The sequence below is a fragment of the Roseimaritima multifibrata genome (assembly GCF_007741495.1).
In the GTDB taxonomy this organism is placed as follows: domain Bacteria; phylum Planctomycetota; class Planctomycetia; order Pirellulales; family Pirellulaceae; genus Roseimaritima; species Roseimaritima multifibrata.
Map to the genome: position 1 here is coordinate 5,002,253 of NZ_CP036262.1, position 23,273 is coordinate 5,025,525.

The 23,273-nt window shown below is 52.7% G+C and carries 18 protein-coding genes; 3 read left to right on the forward strand and 15 right to left on the reverse strand.

The features are described 5' to 3' along the window. Positions 1-175: 175 nt before the first annotated feature. From FF011L_RS18065 to FF011L_RS18100, 7 genes are all read right to left on the reverse strand, one after another. On the reverse strand, positions 176-508 hold the full coding sequence (locus tag FF011L_RS18065; protein WP_145352999.1) for a hypothetical protein: 333 nt from the start codon (positions 506-508) through the stop codon (positions 176-178). Between the two features lie 190 nt (positions 509-698). Continuing rightward, positions 699-1,073, reverse strand: coding sequence for a DUF4175 domain-containing protein (locus FF011L_RS18070; RefSeq protein ID WP_145353001.1), 375 nt, complete (start codon positions 1,071-1,073; stop codon positions 699-701). A gap of 1,179 nt (positions 1,074-2,252) precedes the next feature. Next, positions 2,253-3,131: an alpha/beta fold hydrolase gene (locus tag FF011L_RS18075; protein ID WP_145353003.1), complete on the reverse strand. Its 879-nt coding sequence runs from the start codon at positions 3,129-3,131 to the stop codon at positions 2,253-2,255. Positions 3,132-3,409: 278 nt separating this feature from the next. Continuing rightward, positions 3,410-3,775 (reverse strand): hypothetical protein, encoded by a 366-nt coding sequence (locus FF011L_RS18080; protein WP_145353005.1) that lies wholly within the window; start codon positions 3,773-3,775, stop codon positions 3,410-3,412. 305 nt (positions 3,776-4,080) lie between these two features. After that, positions 4,081-4,698 carry a hypothetical protein gene (locus tag FF011L_RS18085; protein ID WP_145353007.1) on the reverse strand — a complete coding sequence of 206 codons (618 nt, stop codon included), beginning with the start codon at positions 4,696-4,698 and terminating at the stop codon, positions 4,081-4,083. A 3,579-nt stretch (positions 4,699-8,277) separates the two neighbouring features. After that, positions 8,278-9,440 (reverse strand): IS3 family transposase gene (locus FF011L_RS18095; RefSeq protein WP_145353011.1). Its coding sequence is split into 2 segments (ribosomal slippage): positions 8,278-9,191 and positions 9,191-9,440, totalling 1,164 coding nucleotides; the frame shifts between segments, so codons are not numbered across the junction. A gap of 593 nt (positions 9,441-10,033) precedes the next feature. Continuing rightward, positions 10,034-10,492 (reverse strand): hypothetical protein, encoded by a 459-nt coding sequence (locus tag FF011L_RS18100; RefSeq protein WP_145353013.1) that lies wholly within the window; start codon positions 10,490-10,492, stop codon positions 10,034-10,036. Positions 10,493-10,727: 235 nt separating this feature from the next. On the opposite strand from FF011L_RS18100, the gene FF011L_RS26445 reads away from it, so the two are divergent. Continuing rightward, positions 10,728-10,901 (forward strand): hypothetical protein, encoded by a 174-nt coding sequence (locus FF011L_RS26445; RefSeq protein ID WP_218932714.1) that lies wholly within the window; start codon positions 10,728-10,730, stop codon positions 10,899-10,901. A gap of 58 nt (positions 10,902-10,959) precedes the next feature. Here FF011L_RS26445 and FF011L_RS18105 read toward each other — a convergent pair whose 3' ends face one another. The 3 genes from FF011L_RS18105 to FF011L_RS18115 all read right to left on the reverse strand — a co-directional run bounded on the left by FF011L_RS18105 (position 10,960) and on the right by FF011L_RS18115 (position 14,690). Continuing rightward, on the reverse strand, positions 10,960-11,559 hold the full coding sequence (locus FF011L_RS18105; protein ID WP_145353015.1) for a type II and III secretion system protein: 600 nt from the start codon (positions 11,557-11,559) through the stop codon (positions 10,960-10,962). Positions 11,560-12,076: 517 nt separating this feature from the next. Next, positions 12,077-12,367: a hypothetical protein gene (locus FF011L_RS18110; RefSeq protein WP_145353017.1), complete on the reverse strand. Its 291-nt coding sequence runs from the start codon at positions 12,365-12,367 to the stop codon at positions 12,077-12,079. A 904-nt stretch (positions 12,368-13,271) separates the two neighbouring features. Continuing rightward, on the reverse strand, positions 13,272-14,690 hold the full coding sequence (locus FF011L_RS18115; protein WP_145353019.1) for a hypothetical protein: 1,419 nt from the start codon (positions 14,688-14,690) through the stop codon (positions 13,272-13,274). Between the two features lie 647 nt (positions 14,691-15,337). On the opposite strand from FF011L_RS18115, the gene FF011L_RS18120 reads away from it, so the two are divergent. Further along, positions 15,338-17,179, forward strand: coding sequence for an esterase/lipase family protein (locus FF011L_RS18120; RefSeq protein ID WP_145353021.1), 1,842 nt, complete (start codon positions 15,338-15,340; stop codon positions 17,177-17,179). A gap of 200 nt (positions 17,180-17,379) precedes the next feature. Here FF011L_RS18120 and corA read toward each other — a convergent pair whose 3' ends face one another. Then, positions 17,380-18,390 (reverse strand): magnesium/cobalt transporter CorA, encoded by a 1,011-nt coding sequence (corA, locus tag FF011L_RS18125; protein WP_218932715.1) that lies wholly within the window; start codon positions 18,388-18,390, stop codon positions 17,380-17,382. 115 nt (positions 18,391-18,505) lie between these two features. Between corA and FF011L_RS18130 the strand changes: the two genes are divergently transcribed. Then, positions 18,506-18,754: a hypothetical protein gene (locus tag FF011L_RS18130; protein ID WP_218932716.1), complete on the forward strand. Its 249-nt coding sequence runs from the start codon at positions 18,506-18,508 to the stop codon at positions 18,752-18,754. Between the two features lie 1,762 nt (positions 18,755-20,516). On the opposite strand, the gene FF011L_RS18135 is transcribed toward FF011L_RS18130, so the two are convergent. The 4 genes from FF011L_RS18135 to FF011L_RS18145 form a co-directional block, all read right to left on the reverse strand. Beyond that, positions 20,517-21,518: a hypothetical protein gene (locus FF011L_RS18135; protein WP_145353027.1), complete on the reverse strand. Its 1,002-nt coding sequence runs from the start codon at positions 21,516-21,518 to the stop codon at positions 20,517-20,519. A 98-nt stretch (positions 21,519-21,616) separates the two neighbouring features. Beyond that, complete coding sequence (locus FF011L_RS27080; RefSeq protein WP_261342546.1) at positions 21,617-21,751, reverse strand: hypothetical protein; 135 nt, start codon at positions 21,749-21,751, stop codon at positions 21,617-21,619. Between the two features lie 2 nt (positions 21,752-21,753). Beyond that, positions 21,754-22,419 (reverse strand): hypothetical protein, encoded by a 666-nt coding sequence (locus FF011L_RS18140; protein ID WP_145353029.1) that lies wholly within the window; start codon positions 22,417-22,419, stop codon positions 21,754-21,756. A 23-nt stretch (positions 22,420-22,442) separates the two neighbouring features. Then, a complete protein-coding gene (locus FF011L_RS18145; protein ID WP_145353031.1) occupies positions 22,443-22,667 on the reverse strand; it encodes a hypothetical protein in 225 nt (74 codons plus the stop codon). Positions 22,668-23,273 lie beyond the last annotated feature (606 nt).

The following is a 23,273-nucleotide window of genomic DNA, read 5'->3' on the forward strand; positions in this document are numbered from 1 at the left end:
GATGTTGTGGTGGGTTTGTTGCGTGGCGAATATTTCACCACTGGCACCAATCGTGCCTGCTCACAACATAACGCCCCCGAGGGGGCCTAGCAACAATTTATCGTCAAGATTCACAAGGCCCCAATCCGCTGGCATCCAGCGTTCGCAAGCCGTCGTTAACCTCCATCTTGCACGTTCAAGAGAATTGCCTGATGTCTGCTAAGTATTGGTCAACAACCTCCGCGGCCTCGTCAACAGTAACGGAATGGATGTCGCTGTATTCCTTGGCGGCACTCACCTTCTGGTTCGATTCGGCAAGACGTTGCCACTGTTCCTTCATCCCCGGCACGTAGTCGATCCCATGGTGCGTCAAAAGCAGATTCAGTTTTTCTTCAATACGGCGAAGGCGTTCCCCGCCAGCAACGCTCGAAGCGGACCGGCGTGAGGCAATCTTCGTTCCACCCGCAAAGAGAGCGATCAACACCGCAATGATGAAGTAGTCGAAAAAATCAAGGGCAGCAAAAATCATGAAATGACTCGGTCGAAAAAAACATCGTCGTTCAGCATTCACAGCATGGCTCTGTGGTTGCCCATCGCCCCACACTCGCGACTTGCGTTCAACTAAACCGGCTTACGCCCCACATCAGCGAGCTCTCACAAAAAATTCTCAATTCCAAAGCCGATTGCCCTTCGGCAACTTCGGTTATTCGCATTGGCTATCACTTATACGCTTCTTCAAGGCCTTGAACAAAGTGGGTAAATCGTCCGTGAATCCGCAGAACAATAATGCCAACGAACGGAACCAAGAGTTTCGCAAGAGGTGGCGCAAGCGACGCCCACAAGATAATCACCAGCAGTGCGGCGGTCCAAGCGATGCGAGGTTGAATCCCCCAAAGTGGCGTGTTCGTGTTAAATCCAAACCATCGTAACGCCAAGTAGATCGAAGCCAACATCAGCGGAGCGAATAACAAATTTGTTATTGAATCGCCCCCCAGTACCAACCGCCATTCATAGTTCAGTGCAAACAACGCACCCGTTGCGACGACTGCAATGGCCAATAATTCAAATGCTGATTTCGGCTGCGGTGTTGTCATCGATTGCCTAACAGGAGCGAGCTATCTGGAAGAGTTACGCTGACGCAGGTACGCAAAACGGAGAAAAATCGCTGTACTATCATGACCGCAATGCATCTCCGCGAGAGAACATTAATCGTCAGCATGCACGGCCGGCAGAATGTCAAATCCGGAACACATAACGTCGTATCCCACCGCACGGCTTCGTAATCCGAGCAGCTTAAACGTAGCAACAAAACTTCGACCTGCCCAACAATGCCAAGGCGAAAGTATAGGCGATTGGAGAAGCACGGAGCAAGTATTGGATCGCGATCGCATGACAGTGCAAATCAAACCACGCATCGAATGAGAGCAGGGCATCGATGCCGAGCAACGCCTATCCGAGGCCGATTCACGACCGCACAATCATTCAACAATCTTTCACGTTCCCTGCGTGAAAGTCATTTGCAGACGAACTGGCCCGCCAAGAACGGCAAGTGAAGTGATAAGGCGACAAGTCAATTTTGCCAAGAGAGAGCCATCATTTAGCTTTTGGGGCAGCCAGTAGCGGTCAGCGTTCAAATACCGCAGCCGAAGATTATGGCGGCCATTTGAAAAGCGATTCGAGCACTTTTTTTCATGAAGAACGGTGGCGCCACCGACCACGGACGAGGTGGTTTAATCTTTTACAAACATCTGATGGCGTACGGCGTTTGCATGGCCCGGCAAAGCCTCTCCCCCTTCGTCGTACTCGTACTCAGCACCGCGGTACTCGTACTCCTACTCGACTCCCCACTCGACACAAACACCGATCCGCGAAAGATGAGACGGCCATTTCTGACTCGATTCGAGTACGAGTATCGGGCTGCGCCCTGAGTACGAATACGAATACGAATACGATTTTTACGGTGAACGGTCACGCCACCGACCACGGCCGAAGGTGGTTTAATCTTTTACAAACATCTTATGGCGTGCCGCACTTGCACGGCCTGGCAAAGCCTCTCCCCCTTCGTCGTACTCGTACTCAGCACCGCGGTACTCGTACTCCTACTCGACTCCCCGCTCGAAACAAACACCGATCCGCGAAAGATGAGACGGCCATTTCTGACTCGAGTAGGATTAGGATTTATTTCGGAACGGTGGCGTTCACTTGGTCGCGACGGAAGATTGGGTGTTTTCGAAAACCTTGACTCCGCGGCCGGGGGTGCCTGACTGCACCGATTACTTCGGATCATCTAGGAATTGTGACAATCGGTCTCCTAGCCACTCCCGAAAAGCGTCTGTTGTCGGTGGGCTATGTTTGCATTCGGGCATCAATTCCACATCAATATTTGGCAGTCTCCCCCTCAGTCGATCGATAACGTCGCGACCTGGGAATGAAATATCGTTTTCCCCGGCCAGAACCAATGTTGGCATGGTCAGCTGTTCCAAATCCTGATCGCTTGCAAGTGGTGGAATCCTCAAGTCCATTTTCATATCACGAAGGGTGCATTCAATCATGCCGGCCCAATCGTCATCCCACGTGGATAGTATTGGTAAAAGTAGTTTTCTGAGATTGCTTGACGAAGGCCGAATTTTGTAACGGACCATCGGAAACACCATCTTCATAAGCCCCGACAGATGCGATCCATTAGCAATTCCCGCAGGCACCATTAACGCGAGCCGACTCACACGGGCAGGTGCTGTTGTTGCCGTCAACCGAGCCAGGAATCCACCCCAACTGACGCCGAAAAGATTGACTTGGTCAAGCTCTAGGCCATCCATTACGTCAATCAACCATAACGCCAGAGAATTGTCATTCAGTGGCAATTTGATTTCGGGCCCGCGAATCGATTGGCCAGGCAAATCAGGTGCATACACGCGAAACCGTTTCAGAACAGGTCCCATTTCCGACACGAGAAACGGCGATCCAGTTCGCATTGCGTGCAGACAAACCAACGGTCGCCCATTCTCAAGACCGCTCACCAATACATGGCTAGCCCCGTACCGGGTGGGGACAATGGTTTCGCTTACTTCCGTTTCAATTTTATCAACGAATCGGTCATACCAGTCGTTAAGCCGCCCCTTTCCATCTTGAGTTTTCCAGATAACTGATTTCATTCTGAGTTCCAGTGGAATAAGGAATCGACGAAGTCCTTGCTTTGCGGCGAGTCGTCTGCCTATACCTGCTGCCCAGGACGTGATCTCGATCTTTCGATCGGCCACAATCTATCGTCCTTAACACCTTGCCCCATCAAAACCCCGAACCGGCTTATGGTGACCGGCTCCGTTACTTGAGACAACGTCAGCCGTCACCGGAAACGGAAAAACGACTTTCTATTGACGAAACTTCGTAAGCCGAGTGCTTCGTGACCGGCTGTATGATCCTGCATTGGCGTTTAGTTGCCGCCAAACCTGGGAGCTCCTCCTGGCAAAAATCCTTGAGAGCTTTCTCCAAGCGAATCCATAGCCTTCTTCATCATTGCTTTTTGAAGCCGCTGTGTGACGAGAGTTAGCTCGGCTTCGTTACGAGCGAGCAGGTCTTGTTTTTCAGATGCGGACAGATTTAGCGCTTCGAACCGTTTGGCTAGCGATATATTCTTATTTTGGAGTTCATCGAGCTCGGACTGTGGAGCGTCGTTTTCCATTGCGGTCGCCATTTCAGTCATCAGTGTGATTTGCTCGGCAACCAAGGCGTCAGGGTTGCTGCCACACCCGCACGCGAGAAGGAGCAACAGACAAAAAGCGGCTGAAAGTGTTTTCATCGTGGATGCTCACAAGTTTGGTGGGGATTAATTCAGGCGGTCGACGGTCGCAACCAACGAATGCAAGCAGCACTAGTGAGATAATTTTCGGCATGTCAGTTCCTGCGCCGATAAAGAGTCTTGTTTGCTTGACAGTCAGTTCGCTGATCACATAAAAACATTGGCAAGAATCTTTACATGGAATTTTCGCCTCCGAAAGCCACGGTGTCGCCGTGGCTGACATCGGTCGTAACATATGGGCGTCAGGGGGGAGAAGTCAATCACTTCGACCAAAGCCTCCTTCGCCGCTCCGCATCACCGTTTGGTCACGCCTTTTTCGGTGGTTCGATCCAGAGTTGCAACTCAGCGGATCCCGATTCGGTGCGCGCTCCATCTCGAATGCGAGCCAATGGAAACTTGCTGTTCGGAGCACTCATTTCAGGCTCAAACAAACCTGCGAAATAGGTCGTCATCGAGCGAAAGGCTAGTAATTCATCTGCGTTTCTGATCGGTAACTGCCCCGTCCGTCCATGATTTGTCCAGCGAATGATCGGCTCGCCGTCGGCATCCTTCAACAATGTCAATGTCAGGATTGATAGCCCGGGTGCAAGTGCAATCTCGGTCTCCGACGCGTTCGCGTTCTCGGTCCCCTTCAAGTCTACAATCCGGATCCCATACCCGTCACCAGGAACCGACACTCGCCACTTCATCTCAAGCTCATCCCGAGCAAGCGAATCGGGCCCCGGTGCAGAAAGGAATAGAGCGTTTACGGATGCCGCGTTTACCGGACGGTCATGCCGAAACACCTCGATCTCGGCCAATTCATCTGTAGCATGAGACAATTGCCACGACGTTCGAACATGGGAACCGATTGCCACAACCAGCAATAACACGAGAACGCATTCGAAACCGGTTGGCCAACGAAGGCCGTATTTGAATTTCATGGATAACTCTCCGACGGATGATGAACCATGGCGTACCAACCCCGCACAACGAGGGCGTCGCCAATGATCTTATCACACAATCGCGACCGGACCGGCAACTCAAGGGCATCCGGTGGTCCTGTTTTTCGTTTACTTTTTACCTTTGTGCCAAGAATTGCATTTCGGTGATCCGATCGATGCAATGCTGTACATAGGTTGCGTGCTGCGGCCAGTGTTCGCCACAGAGGTGGCACAAGTCCACTGAATCTTTCCACTCGCCGCGAGTTTCCAATTTCGACCCAGCGGCAATGGAGTCATCAGCATTGGCGCAACCGTCAACGGATTGCTGACCGCGCTTCCACATCGACCAAGATCGAACCGATTCCACTTGTGGGAAGATCGAAAACCTGACTGTTAGAGTGGCATGCATCGGTGGGAAACAGGTAGCAATCGGACACAGGGCAACTTCATGTCCAGCAAGCATCGCGATGAACCGGCCCAACTGAAACTGAAAGGAAACGGCCACCAATACGCCGAATAAAAAGAATACTGAAAACCGACATATGATCTTCAGAAGGAAGTAAGCGAGCGATGAATATGCGATCAAGACAAGCACGAGGTTTACGACCAAAGCGGACAGATAAACATTAGAGGGCGCCAGCGGCTGCAGGAGCCTTCCAACAGGCAACACCGGGGTTGTGGGAGCATTCAGGTAACTCGGCTTGCCGACGTAGAGCGGCCATCTCGATCGCGAAGACAATGCTCTACCGACCAAACAAATCAGTTCGAAACCTCAAGTGCACCACAATGTTCTGCATAAGATGCGTCTGATAGTCCCATCGGCCAAGCAACAACCGATCGAGAATACCAACAAACCGGCGACGAACAACGGGCGTTGTTTTCTAGCCTCAGCCTCAGCCTCGTGCTCGTGCTCGTGCTCGTGCTCGACCGCGACCTTCTAGCCCCCGATTCCCGCGTTCCGAGTCATGACACGACCCAAACAAAGTAGATGCTCAGAGACACCACGAAAAAGCAAACGTATCCGACTTGGCGAGAACTCAGGGTAAGATTCCGACCGCCCGTTCTGCCAAAATGTTCACGCACAACGCGTTTTCCGCGAATTTGCATAAAAAGTGTCGCAGAGACCGCAATGGCAAGTGTCACAACATACTTTAGTGAGCCTGGACCGTTATTGAAAAACGTGTCAAACAGGTGCATGCCGATCGTCAAGAGCCAGGAATAGATGCCAACAAGCAGAATCATAACGGCATATGTTGGCTTACTCGGCTGCTGAACAGTCTGTGGTCTCCCCTTGGCCGCTCGTTTTTCTTTCGCAAGCGAAAATGCTGCGATGCATGTTGCATATGCCAAAGCAAGGAAGGCAACACTTGCGGCAGCCATCGGCCAGATTTGTTGCGAGATTCCGACTCCCGCAAGAAGGAACGTCACGAGCACACAACAAAAGCTGATGCATCCAGCAAAAACAGGATGTGGAAACAGTCGTTTTGTCTGCCAAAGCCATCGCGACTCGATCTTTGTGGAGCTAAGATCTTCCATATGTGAGAGGCTTCCCATTGGCGAGAATCATTGCGGATCACGTGGTCGCTAAGAACGACTAACCACATAAATTAGCTTAACTCAGCGACTCAAGTCCATCCTGCGACGACGGGCAGTGAATGAATGCCAATTCAGTCTTCAAATGTTACAGTTGCGAGAGCGTGACCTGTCTGTCGAAAGACGAGGACAACATCGGCGTCGCAAAGCTGTCGCACCAGTCGGTTCACAGCTCCCAAAGACATCTCCGCGGTCTCGGCATCCCCCTTCTTCTTCGACTCTGATGCTTTATCAACGACACGCCGCGCCAGTCCTTTAATATCCCCAAAACGCTCGATGAACAGCGGTTGAAGGCGTGATTGCACGTTACGGTCACGCCCCTATCCGGGGCCTAAAGATCGGATCCAGCGTCACTCTCAACGTCGTTACCCTGCCGTTTTGCCACGAGGTAACGACGCGTTTGTGTAAACAGAATTGCAACGGCGAGCACGAAGATCAAGATTGAAAAAACCGTCGAAATTACCGAAGCAGCCGTAACCGGCAGAGCGGGGAGCGTCGACAGTCCTACCACAACTGGACTTATCGCAGCCGGAGCAAAAATCAACCACACGCCAATCAAGACGAGCCGACTTGGCCTTGCAGTGGCAAGCGCAGAATACTTTGGGACAAAATTATCGTGCCAAACGTCCTGCTGCAGGCGTTCCGACAGAGGTGTGTAGTTCTCTGAATCAGACATAAGATCTCGAGACGTAGCGGCAGTAATCCCCCAGCGGCGACGGGAGATTCCCAATTCCGAAACACCAGACTTCGCCGTTCGGTGTGAATTGATTGGTTCTGCAACGTGGGGCAGGGTGCGAACATTGATTTTGCTACCCCGATCGTACCGCGTTCCATTGTACCCGACCAAAACCGAGCCAAGCAACTATCGCCGCGCACGGACCAATCGAGGCGAGTTTGACTATCGAACGAGCACGGAACATAACATGTATACGTATTGAAGGCTCCCTCGAATCGGTTCGGCCTGCTTCCGCCGTGCTTGGCCTCAATCAGTTGCGTCAAACTTCCGAGCCCGAAAATTGCCGAGAGAGTTCCTTTCCCGGAATCGTCCCGGCGGAAACAGACGGGGCTCGACAGACTACCGAAATCCCAATCCGACATGTCTTTTTTTGAAGTTGCGTGATTTGGATGCACTTGCCTTGGAGTCGGCGCTCCTCGATTGTTTCTCCAGTGCCAAAAGGCTCCCATCGTTTCTAGGCCCAAAGGGTCGACACAATCTCTGCCGGTGGTGAAGCCCCCGGAAGAGAAAACATTGCCAGCGGAAAGGCCCGGAGGGCCGACACAAAAAAGCATCAGCGAGGAACCGCAAGAACAGGCCGCGCTCCCTCGCTGACGCAGCGGTTTGGGATCTTCTGATGCCTTACCAAACAAAAGTAACCAAGGCGAAAGCCGTCACCAACAAATCTATCGTCCCCCGCGAAAGTAGCTTCAAGGGACGTTCTTTCGCGGGGGACGTGAAATCGATAACTGAAGGGTTTGCAGCAATTAACGAGTCTACATCGGGCCAAGTGAGCACGTAGCCCGGAGGGCGGCAGATACTTGCCGGCGGCGTCAGCCGCCGGAGTGGGTATCGCGAAAAGGAAAGCCCAGCGGGCGACAGAAACACTATTGTCTGTCGCCCGCTGGGCTAAAAGCACCGCACTCAGATTCCGATGGGCAGGATTGAAATCGTCATCCACAAGTTTCACCTCTCCCTGCGAAAGCAGCTGCAAGGGGCGTTCTGTCGCGGAGCGAAAGGCGACAATTAATAACCCAACTGCATAAAAGCACCGCGAGCGAAGTTAGGAAGGATTGTCATTCGGTGCACGGAAGGATTACCCGCGATCGTCGTTCCGACCGGCAGTGGAATATCAGTCCACAGTCGATGCATCGTACCCTCGGTTTTGTTCTCAGCGATTGTGAAAGTAGTCTGGAATTCCCCACGAAAAGTTGACAGTGGATCGGTCTTAACGGGAGGGTAAATATTCCAGCCTGGCGATCAGGACGGATTCAATGAGATCTACTTTGGGAACTGCGTTCAAATTCGATCGGGCTCTGATAGTCGAGCGAGGAGTGCAGCCGTACGGGGGTATAGAAGTGCTCGATGAATTCAGAAGCACCTCGTGTAGCCTGTTCGTGTGTTTCGTATTGTTCGTTGCGAACTTCTTCGGTCTTGTAGCTCTTGAAAAACGATTCCATTGGGGCGTTGTCATAGCAATTTCCTCGGCGGCTCATGCTTTGAATTAGGCCATGCTGGCTCAATTCCTCGCGGAAAGCACCGCTGGCATACTGTGCGCCGCGATCACTGTGAACGATGACACCCGGGCGGGGGCTGCGAAACGTGATGGCATCGCCAAGTGCAGCGACAACAAGCTGAGAGTCAATTTTTCGACTGGTTTTCCAACCAATGATCTTTCGTGAATAAAGGTCAACGATGGCAGCAAGGTAGGTAAATCCTTCTTTCGTAGGGATATAGGTGATATCTGTCAGCCAGACTTCGTTGATCGCCTTGGTGGCGAAGTCTTGGTTCAAGAGGTTCGGAGCGATCGGGTAATTGTGGTTGGAGTCGGTTGTGGAAATTCGGAATTTAGTACGGCGATTTGCAGCAATTCCAGCCACCCCCATATATTTGGCAACGGTATTGAGGCAACAAGAAACGCCACGTCGAAGTAGCTCTTTGTGCACCCTGGGGCTGCCATAGGCATCATGGTGTTTCTCCGAGTGAATCTTGACGATCGCGCTGGTGACCTCCGCTTGTTTGGTCTTGGCCGCTGATGCTGGACGACCAACAAACTGATAGAAAGCAGCGGTTGAGACTTCTAGGGCACGGCAAAGCACCGTGACCGGCCAGCGATCACGATACTCGTCTATGAATTTCAGTCTCAGTTGTTTTCCTTTGCGAAGAACATCGTCGCTTTTTTTAAAATGTCTCGCTCCATTTTGAGCTGCCGGTTTTCTTCTCGCAGTCGCTTGAGTTCACTCTCAACAGAGCTGCTGCTGGCGACCTCAGCATCGAGTGTGCCGTCCTTCTCGAAGGCTTTCTTCCAACTACGAATCATGCTGTCACGCACACCCAAGTCTTTGCCGACTTGCGAGTAGGACAGTCCCTGCTCAATGACTTTCTTGACGGCGGCGAGCTTGAATTCGCGGCTAAATGTTCGACGTTCGCTCATGGATCGGTTCTCCTTTCAGAGAAGTGTGACATGCGCCGGTTCACTGTCAACTTTTCGTGGGGAATTCCAGTCATGCCAATGCAGACGGCCAAAAACGTAAAACCCGACAGCAGCATCCTAATCGACATCGGATTCTCGTCGTGGAAGTTTCGAATAAAGTCGCATAACGCTAGCCGTCACCTAGGACGTTTCATTTTCCAATCACAAAACTCACAAGCCGCGCGTAAGTGAGCAGCCTAGCTCTGGCTTCCAGCCTCTTTCGTACTCGTGCTCAGCAACGCGGTACTCGTGCTCAGCAACGCGGTACTCGTATTCAGCATCCACATTGCACTCCGCTACTGACTCGCAATCGACGATCTGATCGTATGAGGAACCATTAAATCACAAGCGTGACTCTGAGCATCGCTCAGCACCTCGGCAAGCGAGCGACGCTCCATATCGAATGGCCAGTGACCGGAGACAGGATCGGCCAACGGATCGCCGATTCGAGTACGAGTACCGGGCTGCGCCCTGAGTACGAGTACGAATATCAATGCCAGAACGCCCGATGTCACCATGACACGGGAACAACTATCAATTGCGAAATTACTCGACTACCACGATTTCGGTTCATCCCTCGGTTCGCCAGTCACCGTGTTCTCCCCGGACTCGATTGGTATTTCTTCACTCAGCCGGCCAACGGCCCCACCGACGCCACCCCCAATGCCACCTGCGACGGCCATGCCAATCAAATACTTCAACGTTGAAAACATAAAGTCGGAAGCCGCATCATTGTTCCCGGTAGAGTTACCGAACACACCAACTAGCGACACACAGGGGACCAAAAAAAACTCGAAAACGATTGCCGAAAGCAGCGCACCGATGATGGCCGACAACAAGGGGCGTCCAATGGAACCTGAAATCGCACCGACAAGCAAGCCAATTCCTGCAGACGGAAACATGAAGATCCATGCCGGTTCTCCGAGCGCCCAAACGACGACCAGACTTCGACCAATCGCACAGATAACGGCTCCTACAATCGCACCGGTTGGCGAAACACGCAAAGATTTCATTCTCGTAGCCGAACGTTTAAAATCACCCAGCGGCGACGGGAGATTCTCTGCCCCAAAACACCAAACTTTGCCGCTCGGTGTGCAATGTGTCGTTCTGCAGCGCAGGTTCAGGTGCCTACCTCGGTATTATTAAACCTGACCGAACCAGCGCCGGATTATACCCGTCCAGAACAGGGACAAGCAACTATCGCCGCCCATCGACAGCAGAAGTCGGATCTAGCTATCGAACACAAGCGTGACGCTGATCGCCGCTCAGCACCTCGGCAAACGAGCGACGATCCATATCGAATGGGACGGGACCGGAGACAGGATCGGGCAATGGTGCGCCGATTCGAGTACGAGTACCGGGCTGCACCCTGAGTACGAGTACGACATTTTCGATACCAAAACGATTGCGATAACCGGGTGACCGCGGTTGATCTTTCAAATGCAAACGCGCTGTCGGCCACTCCCCGTTCAGCGTTTGGCTATTCGCCAGGTTGGGCGTCTGCAATATCACGAACGGTGACAAGAATGCCGGTGGTCCTGCCCGCCCCAACGGTCGTTAACAGTCGAGGCCTACCCAGAACATAGACTTGCGTTGACTGCACGGTGTTCGTCAATACATTTGGCGGAGAATCACCGGATGGATCGCCATCAACGCGGCTTGTCGTATAGCTAATATTGGCAACGGCACCATCGTGATGCGGCTCAATCTCAAGACGCAGAATCGTTCCAATTTCTACAGCTTCAAAACGACGCGTTGTTGTGTCGCCTCGAGTCATGGTGTCCGTCGTTACGGAGATACGTTTACCAACTTGAACCATGCTTTCGGATGCCGACATTGCTGTCAGCCGTATCGTCTCCACTGGCTTAATCCCTGCACGGAGTATGGCGTTAACCACACTGCCTTCATCCAGACCAATGGGAATGGGCTTTTCAAGCTCGTATTCCGATAGCTCGATCAAATATTGAACACTATCGGCTTCGGTTTTGGTGCCAGCGTCTTCGGCGAGAATATCTCCGGTTGCACAGCTCAGGCAGACGAGCGACAGAACCGCGACGATTAGATTTAGATTCGATTTCATTTCAATTCCCCAGTCGGATAGCGGTAGTCGTCACCCAAGACGCCCAATTTGACTTCCATTTACAACCGTGCCATGGCCTCACTCAGTGCATGACATGGTTACGTCGCAAGTGCTCCCATCACCATGTGCAGAAACCCCAAAGACACAGAAAACACAGCTAGTATAGCGAAGCACTTTGAGCTTGTCGCTTCATTTACGATGTGGCGCGAAGTCCCGAAACCGAAGACTCCCGTCGAAAGCAATGTCAGAAGAAACACGGTCGCAAACGGCCGAATGAGACCAGGATCAGAAAGTGGAAAAAGTGAGCGTTACTCAAGGCACTACCCTAGATGTAAAACGACGGCAATCACGAGGGACGGGCGAACGACTTGCAAGCAAACGCCAAAACGGTCCATACGCCCTCCTTTGCATTTCATGGTGCGCCGCCTTGCCGCAAATTCACGTCAGCCATTGCAACCGACAGCGCAGGAAATCATACCGCGCGCAACGTCTACCAGCAATTGTTTCCAGCAACTGATTACATCTGCATCCAGATCCAAGCGAAGAATACAGATGCAGGCACCTGGATAGTGAACATCCAAAGTGCTCGTTTGCGAAAGAATGCGGCATAAATGGTTAACGCAATCGAAATAGCGAGACAGATGAATGATCCAATAAACGTGGCAATGGGGGGAGCTAAAGAAGCGATCCCACCACTAGGTTCATCGTTAACAAAAAGCACCATAACGGCGACAAAGCCAACCACGAAGATTGCGAGTGACAAAAGTGACAGTAGTGTGGCGCATCCTGAGCGTTCGAGATCATCCATTCCAAGTCAGGGGCTTGCTTCAGTGCGACGTATTGCTCGCGTTGGTGTTGTGGAACAGCTTCGCGATAGAGTGTCTTTGACGGTGTCGGCGAACGTTGGCGACATACTGGCAGTCGGAGCTGGCATGCAAGCCTACCCAAACGGCGTCCACCGTCTTTTAGCACCATCGCTTGGTCCGCCACGTCTTCTTAAGTCGCAATTTTTATGCTACAGCTGCCGACACTCGGCAAACCCAGAATAACACAACGGTCCCGTCCATGGTTAGCAGCCCCACAAGCATTCCAATCAGGGCAGCTGATGGCAATCGAAATCGCAGATGCAGCGTCCCCATAGCAGCACCCCAACCGGACAGACCTAGCAGTGGAAGACCGAACATGTCTGTGTTGCCGAACTGGTTTGAAACTAGCACAAACGCAACGATTACCGAGGGGAACTCAGCGAGAACCAAAAGCACGCAGCAAGGTCCAACTCGCATCGCGAGCAGTATCATTTGCGTAGATTAGCGCAATTCGCGGGCGAAAAACTGACTCGCATTATTGCCCGCTAATAACGCCAATTTCGCGAATGGATGCGCCAAGTGGCCCTAGCCAGAAACGAACAAGGATTGCCCTGCAGCCTTAGCCTACATGAACGTTGCAAGGGACAGGGAAACTCGTCCGCCGAGAGTCGAGAGTATTGATTCTCAGCAGGAATGGTGCGTTAACCTGCAAGAACCGAGACGATAATCGGGTGGCCGTGATTGATATTCCATTTAACGACGCAACAATCGGCCACTATTGGAATTTTCTTGCCCCCATCTTCTTGCCAACTTCTGCCGAGCAAATGGGCAGGAAGATAAGAAGCAGACGACTCTGGGGAACTGCCGAGGTTGATACGGATGTAAGTAGACACGTCATCGGCGGCTTCAGTAGCTTGTTGTGCAGCGTTCCCGCAGACATGCGCTCAGGCTCAGCACGAACAACACCATAAAGATCGCGTGGACAACGATCTCACCGCGGAACGTCTGCCACAGGAATGACCATTGTCCGCCTGCGGCGGCAATCGATTCCGGGTTGGGCCACCAGATATCGGACATTCCCAATCCCATCAGATAGCCGATCCCCATCAGCATACAAGCAGCAAACAGAAACAGACTTGTTAGCCTAGCAGCTTGGCTCTGTTGCCATCTCTGTACGAAAATGACGGATGCGGCCGCTGTCGCCAAAAGAAAGAGCAGCCGGTATTGCTCAGGCATGTTGATGTCGCCCCGAGGATGCAGATCTTGCAGCCAGTCGAGCGCTGCCGCCACGATGGTCACACTGATTGCCAACTGCCATGCCACTGTCGGCCAACGCCTGGACAGCAACAGCATGAAGCATCCCAGACCGGTAAAGTCGGTGAGCACATCCGCTGCCGTCATCGACAGGCTGCCGCGCGTGATCTCGGCCAAGCTTGGAAACATGAGCAACCACAATCTTGACCAAACGTAGAACACAAACAGAACCACAGCGCCGCCCACCAGCACGCCGATCAATCCACTGGCTGGAGACTGCGGAACAACCTCCGTTTTGCCTGAAGTCTCATCAGCGATTAAGAGATCCCGCAAGCGGTAGGCAGCGGATCCCAGCCCGGCCCCCAAAAGCAGGCCAAAGGTGAATTCCATGAACTTCCAATAAGGCAGCCAACGCCAAGCCTCCGAAACATGCGGTTGCCAGGCCAGGAAGAGGCTGCCAATGCCAAATCCCAGGCCACCACTGATTGCTCCGTAAAAGGCAAACGTTGCCGGCAACCGAAACGATCGCGGCTGGACGAACCGCAAATATCCCAGCAGAGCAATGGAGCCGACGAGGAGTCCAGCCCATGACTCATCGCGTGGCTTGTTCAAGGGATCAGAGAAATAGATCAACCTGGGGGCATTGATAAAAGCGATGCCGATGGTGATCCCCATTAGTAAGCAGCCGATCACTCCGATCAGATGACGCCATCGCATGCGATCGGCGACAAAGCCCAATCCAAGCATCGCGCCGCCCAGAAGTCCCCAGACCGCTCCCTTGGTCGTTGTCCCGATCAGTCCCCACAGGAATGTTTCGTCAACGCGAATTAGGCCAAGAGTCTGACCGTATGTCATGTTGCCACCGATCCCGATTCCGATGGTGCCAAATGCAACAACAACGGAAGCGGCCCTGACATCAACGCGCAGATACACGCATAACATCAGGCTGACCAACGCACCGGGAATCATGGCACCGAATGGCCCTCCGCCAATGTATCCCCGCAATCCCCATCCCAATGACATGATTACAGCCGGAACAAAAATCCAGGCCAGCATCGAATGTGTTTTCATTCCTGGCGTCTTCACGGATTCGATCATTTTTCCGTTCTCAGACCGATGCGGGTGCAGTCGCTGGCGAAGGGTCGAAGCCATCCGCCACGATGGCGTCCAGGGTGCATGAACAAAGGCTGGAGAGAGTGTGGCCTCTCCAACATCTCAGTTGTGTAGCGAATACCCGACGAGAGAATTCGAACCTCCAACCTACGTTCTCAACTTGATCCGAGCGTCCGGCAGAAGCAATGCTAAGGTTAAACTGCCACGGAGTTTACATCAATATCATTGTCTTGCAAGTTTCCGCATCTTCGCACCGGTTTAACGGCCTACGTCCGTCGATCGGTAGTTGCTCCCAAATTTCCATCCAGCCTCAAATCGGATTCCCGTTGTGAAGAACCTACACCGAAAACCACTTTGACAGCCCACACTGAGCGGCGTTTTCACTCTTGCGACTCAGGCCCGCGACGCTGCGCAGCGTTTGATATACGGGAACGGAACGATTCACCAGCAGAACGGTGTACCGATTCATCTTTTCCTGACTCCAGGATTTCTCTACTCTGCATTGTCCACGGATCTCGCCGCTTCTTTCAGCGCCCGATTGGTCTGGCTACCGCTTGCAATCGTTGGATCGATTGCCATGAAAGAAAATTTCGAGCAAGGAAGACATGGTCGGCGATTCCAAAAACGATCCCAACAATATTGAAAACCGAGGTCGATGCGGGCCTGTTTTTATCTGGGCTACCGGTGTCCTGTTGTTGCTGCTCGGTTGCCGGTCTTCCTGGCTTTCCGAGCGACCATTGGAGGACGCAGCATCCACCTCCGAGGCTGTCGCTCTAGCCGACGTTTCCGGTGAGGCACTCGGTTCACGTGATCCGATCGAGGTGAGCCAAATCGCGTACACCCGTGCGCAACAACTGCGAACGGACCTGGACCCACGTTGCACAGCACATTATCTCGCTGCCAATCGTCTAGCGTGGAAAACGGCAACCGACGCATCCCTTACCGATGACGCGCAGCGGAACCTCGCGGCGGAGCTGTATCACGAAAGTCTGCGAGGATTGATCGAATCAGCGCAACAATTTGGGCAAATCGATCCGATCAAAGGCATTCGCTTGACCACCACAGAAGGCGAGGTGTCTATCCCTATCGTTTACGACGGTTTCGCATGGAAACCGGAGGATTTCAATTGCTGGATGCCAGTCGGTGAGTATCAGGACAAGCATTTGACCCACCAATACCGACGCTCGGGTTGGGGAGTTCCGCTGGTGGTGCTGCGGCAACGAGATGAGCAAGAACGATTCATGATTCCGCAAGTGCCCTTCGCGGCGACCGCGATACTTCGAAATCTCCCGATCGATGACGATCGCGAATCCGCTGAAGCCACGCCAGATCAAGTCCTGGAGGTTTTCAATCCTCTCGTACACTCTGATCTGGCGAAAGATAACGGCGGTGAAACTCCATTGGCGGCTGACCTTTCGGCGCCCATTGCTTGGTTAAGCAACAACACACCCCATCTCAATTACGAAGGCTTCATGCATCCCGATCGCCTGCACCGAAGTGGTCAGTTGTTCATGCTTGAGCCTTACCAGGCGGGCAAGATCCCGCTGGTTTTTGTCCATGGATTGGCTTCCGATCCACTCACTTGGAACGGACTGATCAACGAACTCCGCACGACCGACTGGGTCAATTCGAGATACCAGATTTGGTTGTTCGGCTATCCAACCGGTCGTCCCTTTCTCCGTTCAGCTGCCGATTTGCGACGCGAGTGTAGTGAGGCAATCGAATCATTGACGAAAACGACCGCCGACCCTGCGCTCCATCGCAGTGTCATTATCGGCCACAGCATGGGAGGATTGCTGACAAAACTGCAAGTCGCCCCGAGCGGAACATCTCTTTGGAAGTCGTTTGCCAAGCAGCCGATCGACTCATTGCAGGCGGACCAGCAGATGCACGAGTACCTCTCCGAACTGTTCTTCTTTGAACCTTCGCCGTTTGTGGAGCGAGCCATTTTCATTGGCACCCCGCATGGAGGTTCGCCCATCGCGGATGAATGGATCGGTCAATTCGCCTCACATCTCGTCTCACGTTCTCATGATTTCTCCGAGGAGTACGATACGTTTCTGGCTCGCAATCCTGAGGCGATCACTCCATTCTATTCTGAACAGATTCCAACAAGCATTCACATGCTGGAACCGGAGGATCCAACCCTGCAGGCGATGAGACAATTGCCACTTGCACCCCACATCCGTCTGCATTCGGTGATCGGAAACGGACATAAAATGCTTATCGGTGGGCCCGCCGATGGCGTCGTGCCGGTCGTGAGTGCTCGCCACCACGGTGCGGATAGTGAGCGAATCGTGCCGACAACCCATCGACGTTTGCAAAGCCATCCCGAGACGGTTGAAGAAGTGCTTCGCATCCTGAAGCTGCATTTGGACGAACCGACTGAAAAGTCGGAAATCGATCCGCTGCTAACCGAACGCGTCACTCCGTCAGCAAGCCGGTAGCGGATTGCTCTGTTTCGAATCGCTTGCGACCTATGCTGACACAGGCGGTGTGGCAGACCACTCACTCACCTGGTTTGGCAATTCCAAGAATCGATTGGCTACGCATGACGTAGCGGATGTCGACAAGACTTTCGTTTTCGAGTGCAGCCGAAACTCTTGAAGAGTTGCGCTGCAACCGTTATTCGTTAACCGAACCTGAGCTAAGCCGCTCGTTGATAAGGATGGTCGAATTCGGTCTCCATGACAATGTTCTGGGCTGCCTTCATCGCACTCGTTGACGGGAGTACTGGTGCCGGTTCCGGGGGCGCTGATTTCGGAGCAATCGGTGCACTGGTCAACCAACCGCGTCGATAAAAATAGAGGATCGTTCCGGCGACCATCGACATCATCAGCCCCAATGCGATCGGATAGGCATGCGGAAACCTGAGTTCCGGCATTTCACTGAAATTCATCCCATACACGCCTGCAAGAAACGTGGGGGGAACAAAGACGCTGGTCAGCAGGGTCAGTACTTTCATGACCTCGTTACTGCGATGTGCCACGGACGACATGTAGGTATTGACCAGCCCGCTGGTCGCTTCGCGATACATGTCGACCACATCGGCCAGTTGATTACAGTGGTCGGCGGTGTTCTGGAGGTACGTCCGGGTATCGTCAGCGAGAAAATGGCTCTCGCCAGTCAATAGGCCGAGCACCATTTCGCGTTGAGGCCAGATGCTACGTCGGACTCGGGACAACAGATTCTTGGCCGTGTGAATTTTGGAAAGAAGTTCGGGACGGGGATTACCCAGTGCTTCTTGTTCCAGCGATTCGATCGTTACCCCAAGCCCCTCTAAAAACGGGAAGCAGCCGTCGACGCACGAGTCGAGAATAGCGTAGAGAAGATAGTCAGGACCGCGACTTCTCATCCGCCCCGTGGGATTCTCAATACGATCGTGAATCGGAGCTAAAACATGATCGCAATCTTGATGAAACGTCAGCAGGAAGTTCTTGCCCAAAATCATCCCGATCTGTCCAAGTGACGCTTTGTCGTCATCACTAACGACCAAGCAATGCGAAATCACCAATTGGTGATGTTCAAACATTTCCGATTTCGGACGTTGCGGAACGTTGACAAGATTTTCCATCGCGAGCGGTGAAATCCGGTAGCGTTGGGCGATTTGTTTCAGTACCGACCCATCCCCCAGTCCATGCACGTCCAGCCAAAGCATGGCCCCGGGATTCTCATGACTGGGAAGCTCGTCGACGGATGGACATACGTAGGCCGACCGATTCTGGCCGTTTACGTAAGTAACACGAAGTTCCACAGGCGAAGCATGTGGACAGATGACTAAAGTTCCAGGAGGTGAACCAGCTTTTGGGTGTCGTTTTTTGAACATGGTTGAACTGCAAAGTTATGAGATCACGCAGAGTGCTACGGTTTTCAGGCAACCATCGCAACTCATGGCGGTCAATGTCAAGGCGAATGTCGTCTCGAGCCAAGTTGACGAAACGATCCGCCGTCTTTTAGATTCTGCCAGCGATAAAAGCAAAGGAGCAAATTTACTAGGTCTGGGCTACATTTCCATTCGTTAAGACTCAAACGACCGAGCCAAAAATCAATAACTTTGTCGAGAATTTCCCGAACGCACCGACAATCGCCAATTCTGTCCGCACATGATCCCGCTCAAGAGTCGTCCTTTTCGCCTATTTCGTCTTTTTCGCGGTTGAAACATGACAGCACACGAATCCGGATCCCCAGAAAGAATGACAACCGCGAAAGATGCGAAATACGCGAAAGTAAGGAAGTCGACAACGACTCAGAAGAATTCTTCACCCAACGAACATTAGCGGTCACCCGGTCGCCACGTTTGAACAACCATTGCCCAAGCGACACTCAAGGGCTCCGCGTGCTTCGGTTGATTCATTGGTGCTTGGAAACTACGAAAACGCGACCATGGCCCCAAACCGCTACAGTGAGTTTCCCGAACGCACTACCACGTGCCAATTCTGTCCGCACATGCTCCCGCACTTTTCGCGTATTTCGTCTTTTTCGCGGTTGAAACATGACTGCACACGAATCCGGATCCCCAGAAAGAATGACAACCGCGAAAGATGCGAAATACGCGAAAATAAGGAAGTCGACAACGACTCAGAAGAATTCTTCATCCAACGAAAGTTAACAGTCACCCGGTCGCCACGTTTGAACAACCATTGTCTAAGCGAGACTCGAGGGCTCCGCGTGCTTCGGTTGGTTCGTTGGCATTTTGAAACTGCGAAATCGCGAAATCGCGACCATGGCCCCAAACCGCTACAGTGAGTTTCCCGAACGCACTACCACGTGCCAAATCCGTCCGCACATAATCCCGCACGGGAATTGTCCTTTTCGCCTATTTCGTCTTTTTCGCGGTTGAAAAATGACTGCACACGAATCCGCATTGCCAGAAAGAATGACAACCGCGAAAGATGCGAAATACGCGAAAGTAAGGACGACGACAACGACTCATCGGAAGCGCGCCTCGTGTCTGAACCCGGTAACAGTTCGCGACAGCAATGGGAGCACTGCCATCAATGAAGACGCGGCCAACCCGAAACCGACCGTGTCAACCATTTGCCCTGACCAAGACGTTGCCGCTAAAAGAATCCTTCACCCTACAAACGTTGGTGGTGACAGGACGGCGATCGGCGATATTGCTTTCCCCAATCGACGCCGCCGCTTAGGTGCGACACACGGTTCTTGCGACGGTCTTAATGCACAACGAATGAATCGTCGGTCGCATTGATATTGCATGCCCTGCACATACGGTCCGAAACGGAGCCGATCAACAAGAATCGATACCTAGTAGTGGAGCAGCAACAACACGCACCTAGGTCGAACTCGCATCACGAGCCCTATCATTCGCGTAGATTAGCGTTATTCGCGGGCAAAAACACGCGCGCAACATTGCCCGCTAATAACGCTAATTTCGCGAATGGATGCGCCAGGTTGCTCTAGTCAGATGCGAACAATGACTGCCCGACAGACTTAGGCTACCACGAATGCGGCAAGGGACGCTGGGCCGAAAGAACCGATCGATCACCGAGAGTATTGGTTGCCAGCATGGAAGACGTGCCAGCCGGCAAAAACAAAACGCGTCACCGGGAACGCGAGGAAAGGTTTCTGCTAGCCAAATCGCTCACCTTGCGTTCTCCGGTGGACGCGATGGTTATCCGCCGTCCGGGTCCGGCCACGCATGGTGAATGTATCCAACCAGCTCGTTCGCTTCGCCATAATGTTCAAAGCGGTGACGAACGTTCAACGAGATTGCTTTCTCGTTGTGGTGCCCTAAAACGAGGCGCGTGCCCGCAGCCGTCCGTTTCATTTTTTAAATTTTGCCGTGATATCGCCTCCTTCGTCAATCCGAAAAACTGTAGCTCCCTCCGGAATGGGCAAATCACTGAAGAAGGAAACAGGAAAATCCGGGTCTACCTTGAAGCCGGTAACAGCATAAGTTTTACTCCAGATTGGCTCCTCAATTCCGTCGGACTGAATCTTACGCTTGTCGAACGCAGTCTTGCTCCAACGCGCGGGGTACCACAACCCGTCATGGACTTCCCCAAACTCTAACACTTTTCCTCGACCCACAGGAACCGTCTCAGACCATCGATACGTAAAAGCCTCGAATCTTATCGGTATGTAAGAGCGATCTGTACAGATCCACAGCCGACAGCCGACGACAGGTTTCCGTTCCGAACCTCTCACTTCGTCAGCTTGGACTATTACACAACGGAGGCCGTCGATACTCTCCTCCCCAACAATTGAGAATTCGACCTGCTTGCTTGCGTCCCAATTAGAGCCTGGAAAAGCTTGGATACTATCTCTGCCGCTAAGGTAAACACTGAGCGGAACAGTGTATTCATAATCGTGAAGAAACAGCATATGTGGGTAGAAATTCCCACGGTCAACCGCCAGTCCCTCTTGCAAATTGACTTGTTGCCTACTGACAGCTCGGGAAGTTGTCCCATCAAATTTCCGCAGCCGCTCCTGCGCAAGAAGCTGCCTATCATCTCCAACTTCCGACTGTCGACGAAATCGAGAGGACAGCATTCCATCTTGCTTAACGATCTCGTATCGCTCCGAATATTTCCGGACCGGCCGTCCCTTACCGGGACCAGGATCGTGTCTCTCGACTAGGTGCTCGTAGGTCCCTGACAACGAACATTCAAAATCTGAAAGCAATCGTTCATGGGCCGCCAGCTTTTCAATCAGTAATCTCTGTTTGTCGATCGCCTGGCCAATGGCAGTGCCGCCTGCACAGAGTGAGATAGCAAGAGCCCCAATGGAGATCCTGATGTAACAGCATTGAGCGATAGTTCCCATTGCGTTCCCTTTTTTAGTTCGATTTCAAGAGCGACGACGAGGTCACTTCGATACCACATGGAAATTCGCAGCAGTACCCAGCTTGGCTCGCAGTCATCTTAAAGCGTTGTATTCTGTGGATTGGTGTATTCCATTCGAACGGTGGCGATCGTCGGACGGCGGGAGCGGACTTGCACGCAGACGAGAAGGGCGACCACCACCGCTCCGCCACCATCGAATGGTTCGCCCCGCATTGTCAGCAGCGAGAATAGTCAAATTCTGGCGTTCGATTCTGAATCAGCTCGCCAAAAATCCAGTCTAACATCTCTGAAAACGAACCGACAACGTACGACGCTCCATTCTCATGCGACAAATACCCGGCATCGCCCGACGAGTTACAAATCATCATGTCGCCGCAGGGTGAGTTGCCAAATACCATCGTTGTGTCTGCGGGAAACGTTGGATTTATTGATGGTATACCGCAGTCGTCGAGGGAAATTTGGTTGCAATAGGGAACGATGCCGCCAGCAAAACCAATCGAATCCCAATGCACCATCGATAGGCAATCGTAAAACGAAGCAAAACAATCGTCCTCACAGTCCGAAGTCGGCGTGCCAAACATGCAAGCGTGTTGGACTAGGTGAAACCATTCGAATGCAGCAATCGTCTCGCGGTCCATCATATACGTGTCTGCGAGCAGCAGACTCCAGCGACCGTCGGCGACAAAGTTGGCCAGATATTTGCGCAGGTTGGGTATCGTTGTACGTGACGCAATTCTAGAAAAGTACGCCGCTGGATCGCTGAGCGCATCCTGAACGGAATCGGTGATCATGTCACGATGCGAGTCCGGCACGCAAGCTAAGTCGTCGCCGTCATCGAGGACCAATGTTGTGCCGCCACCATCATTTGGTCGTGTTATCATTTTAATCTGGCGAACGGTGGCGATCAGCGGGCGGCGGGAGTTGACTCACCACTTGCAGAAATGTCGTCACTGCCGCTCCGTCGCATCGCATGGTTTGACGGCTTGCGTGACGGTCGGCGAATGCACGTACGCCCAGACTCGGCCTGTACACGACGAATCCGAGCAAAAATACGGTCAAGGTCAAAACCATCATCCGCCCCAAGTTGATGGCGGATACGCTTGATTTCAGCGGTCGGGTCAGGAATCATCGAACGCCTCCAGCAGTTGTTCGGGGGTGCAAATCGTCGCCGGCTCGTAGCCCGCGTTTCGACAGATCGCGTCAATTAGGTGCTGCGTGGCAGGATTAAGTATATGCTTGAAGTTCCATGTTGCCAACAATTCGCTCCCGTTCACGGCGGCAATCGCGATGTGGGTTGCGTCCCGCGGCTCGGACCGAGGAACCGCGTTTCCATTAAGCAGCAAATCAGCGAGCGATTTTGCATGCCCTTAACATGCTGGCCGAAATGGAGCCGAACAACAAGAATCGATACCGAGTCGTGGAGCAGCGGCAACACACATCAAGGTCGACTGAGCATCACGAGCCCTATCATTCGCGTAGATTAGCGTTATTAGCGGGCAATGTTGCGCGAGTGTTTTTGCCCGCGAATAACGCTAATTTCGCGAATGGATGCGCCAGGTTGCTCTAGTCAGATACGAACAATGGCTGGTCTACAAACTTAGGCTACCACGAAAGCTGCAAGGGACGCTGGGCCGAAAGAACCGATCGCTCACCGAGCGTATTGATTGCCAGCATGGAAGGCGCACCAACCGGCAAGAACGGTGGAATCACGTGGGATGGGCGAACGACTTGCAGG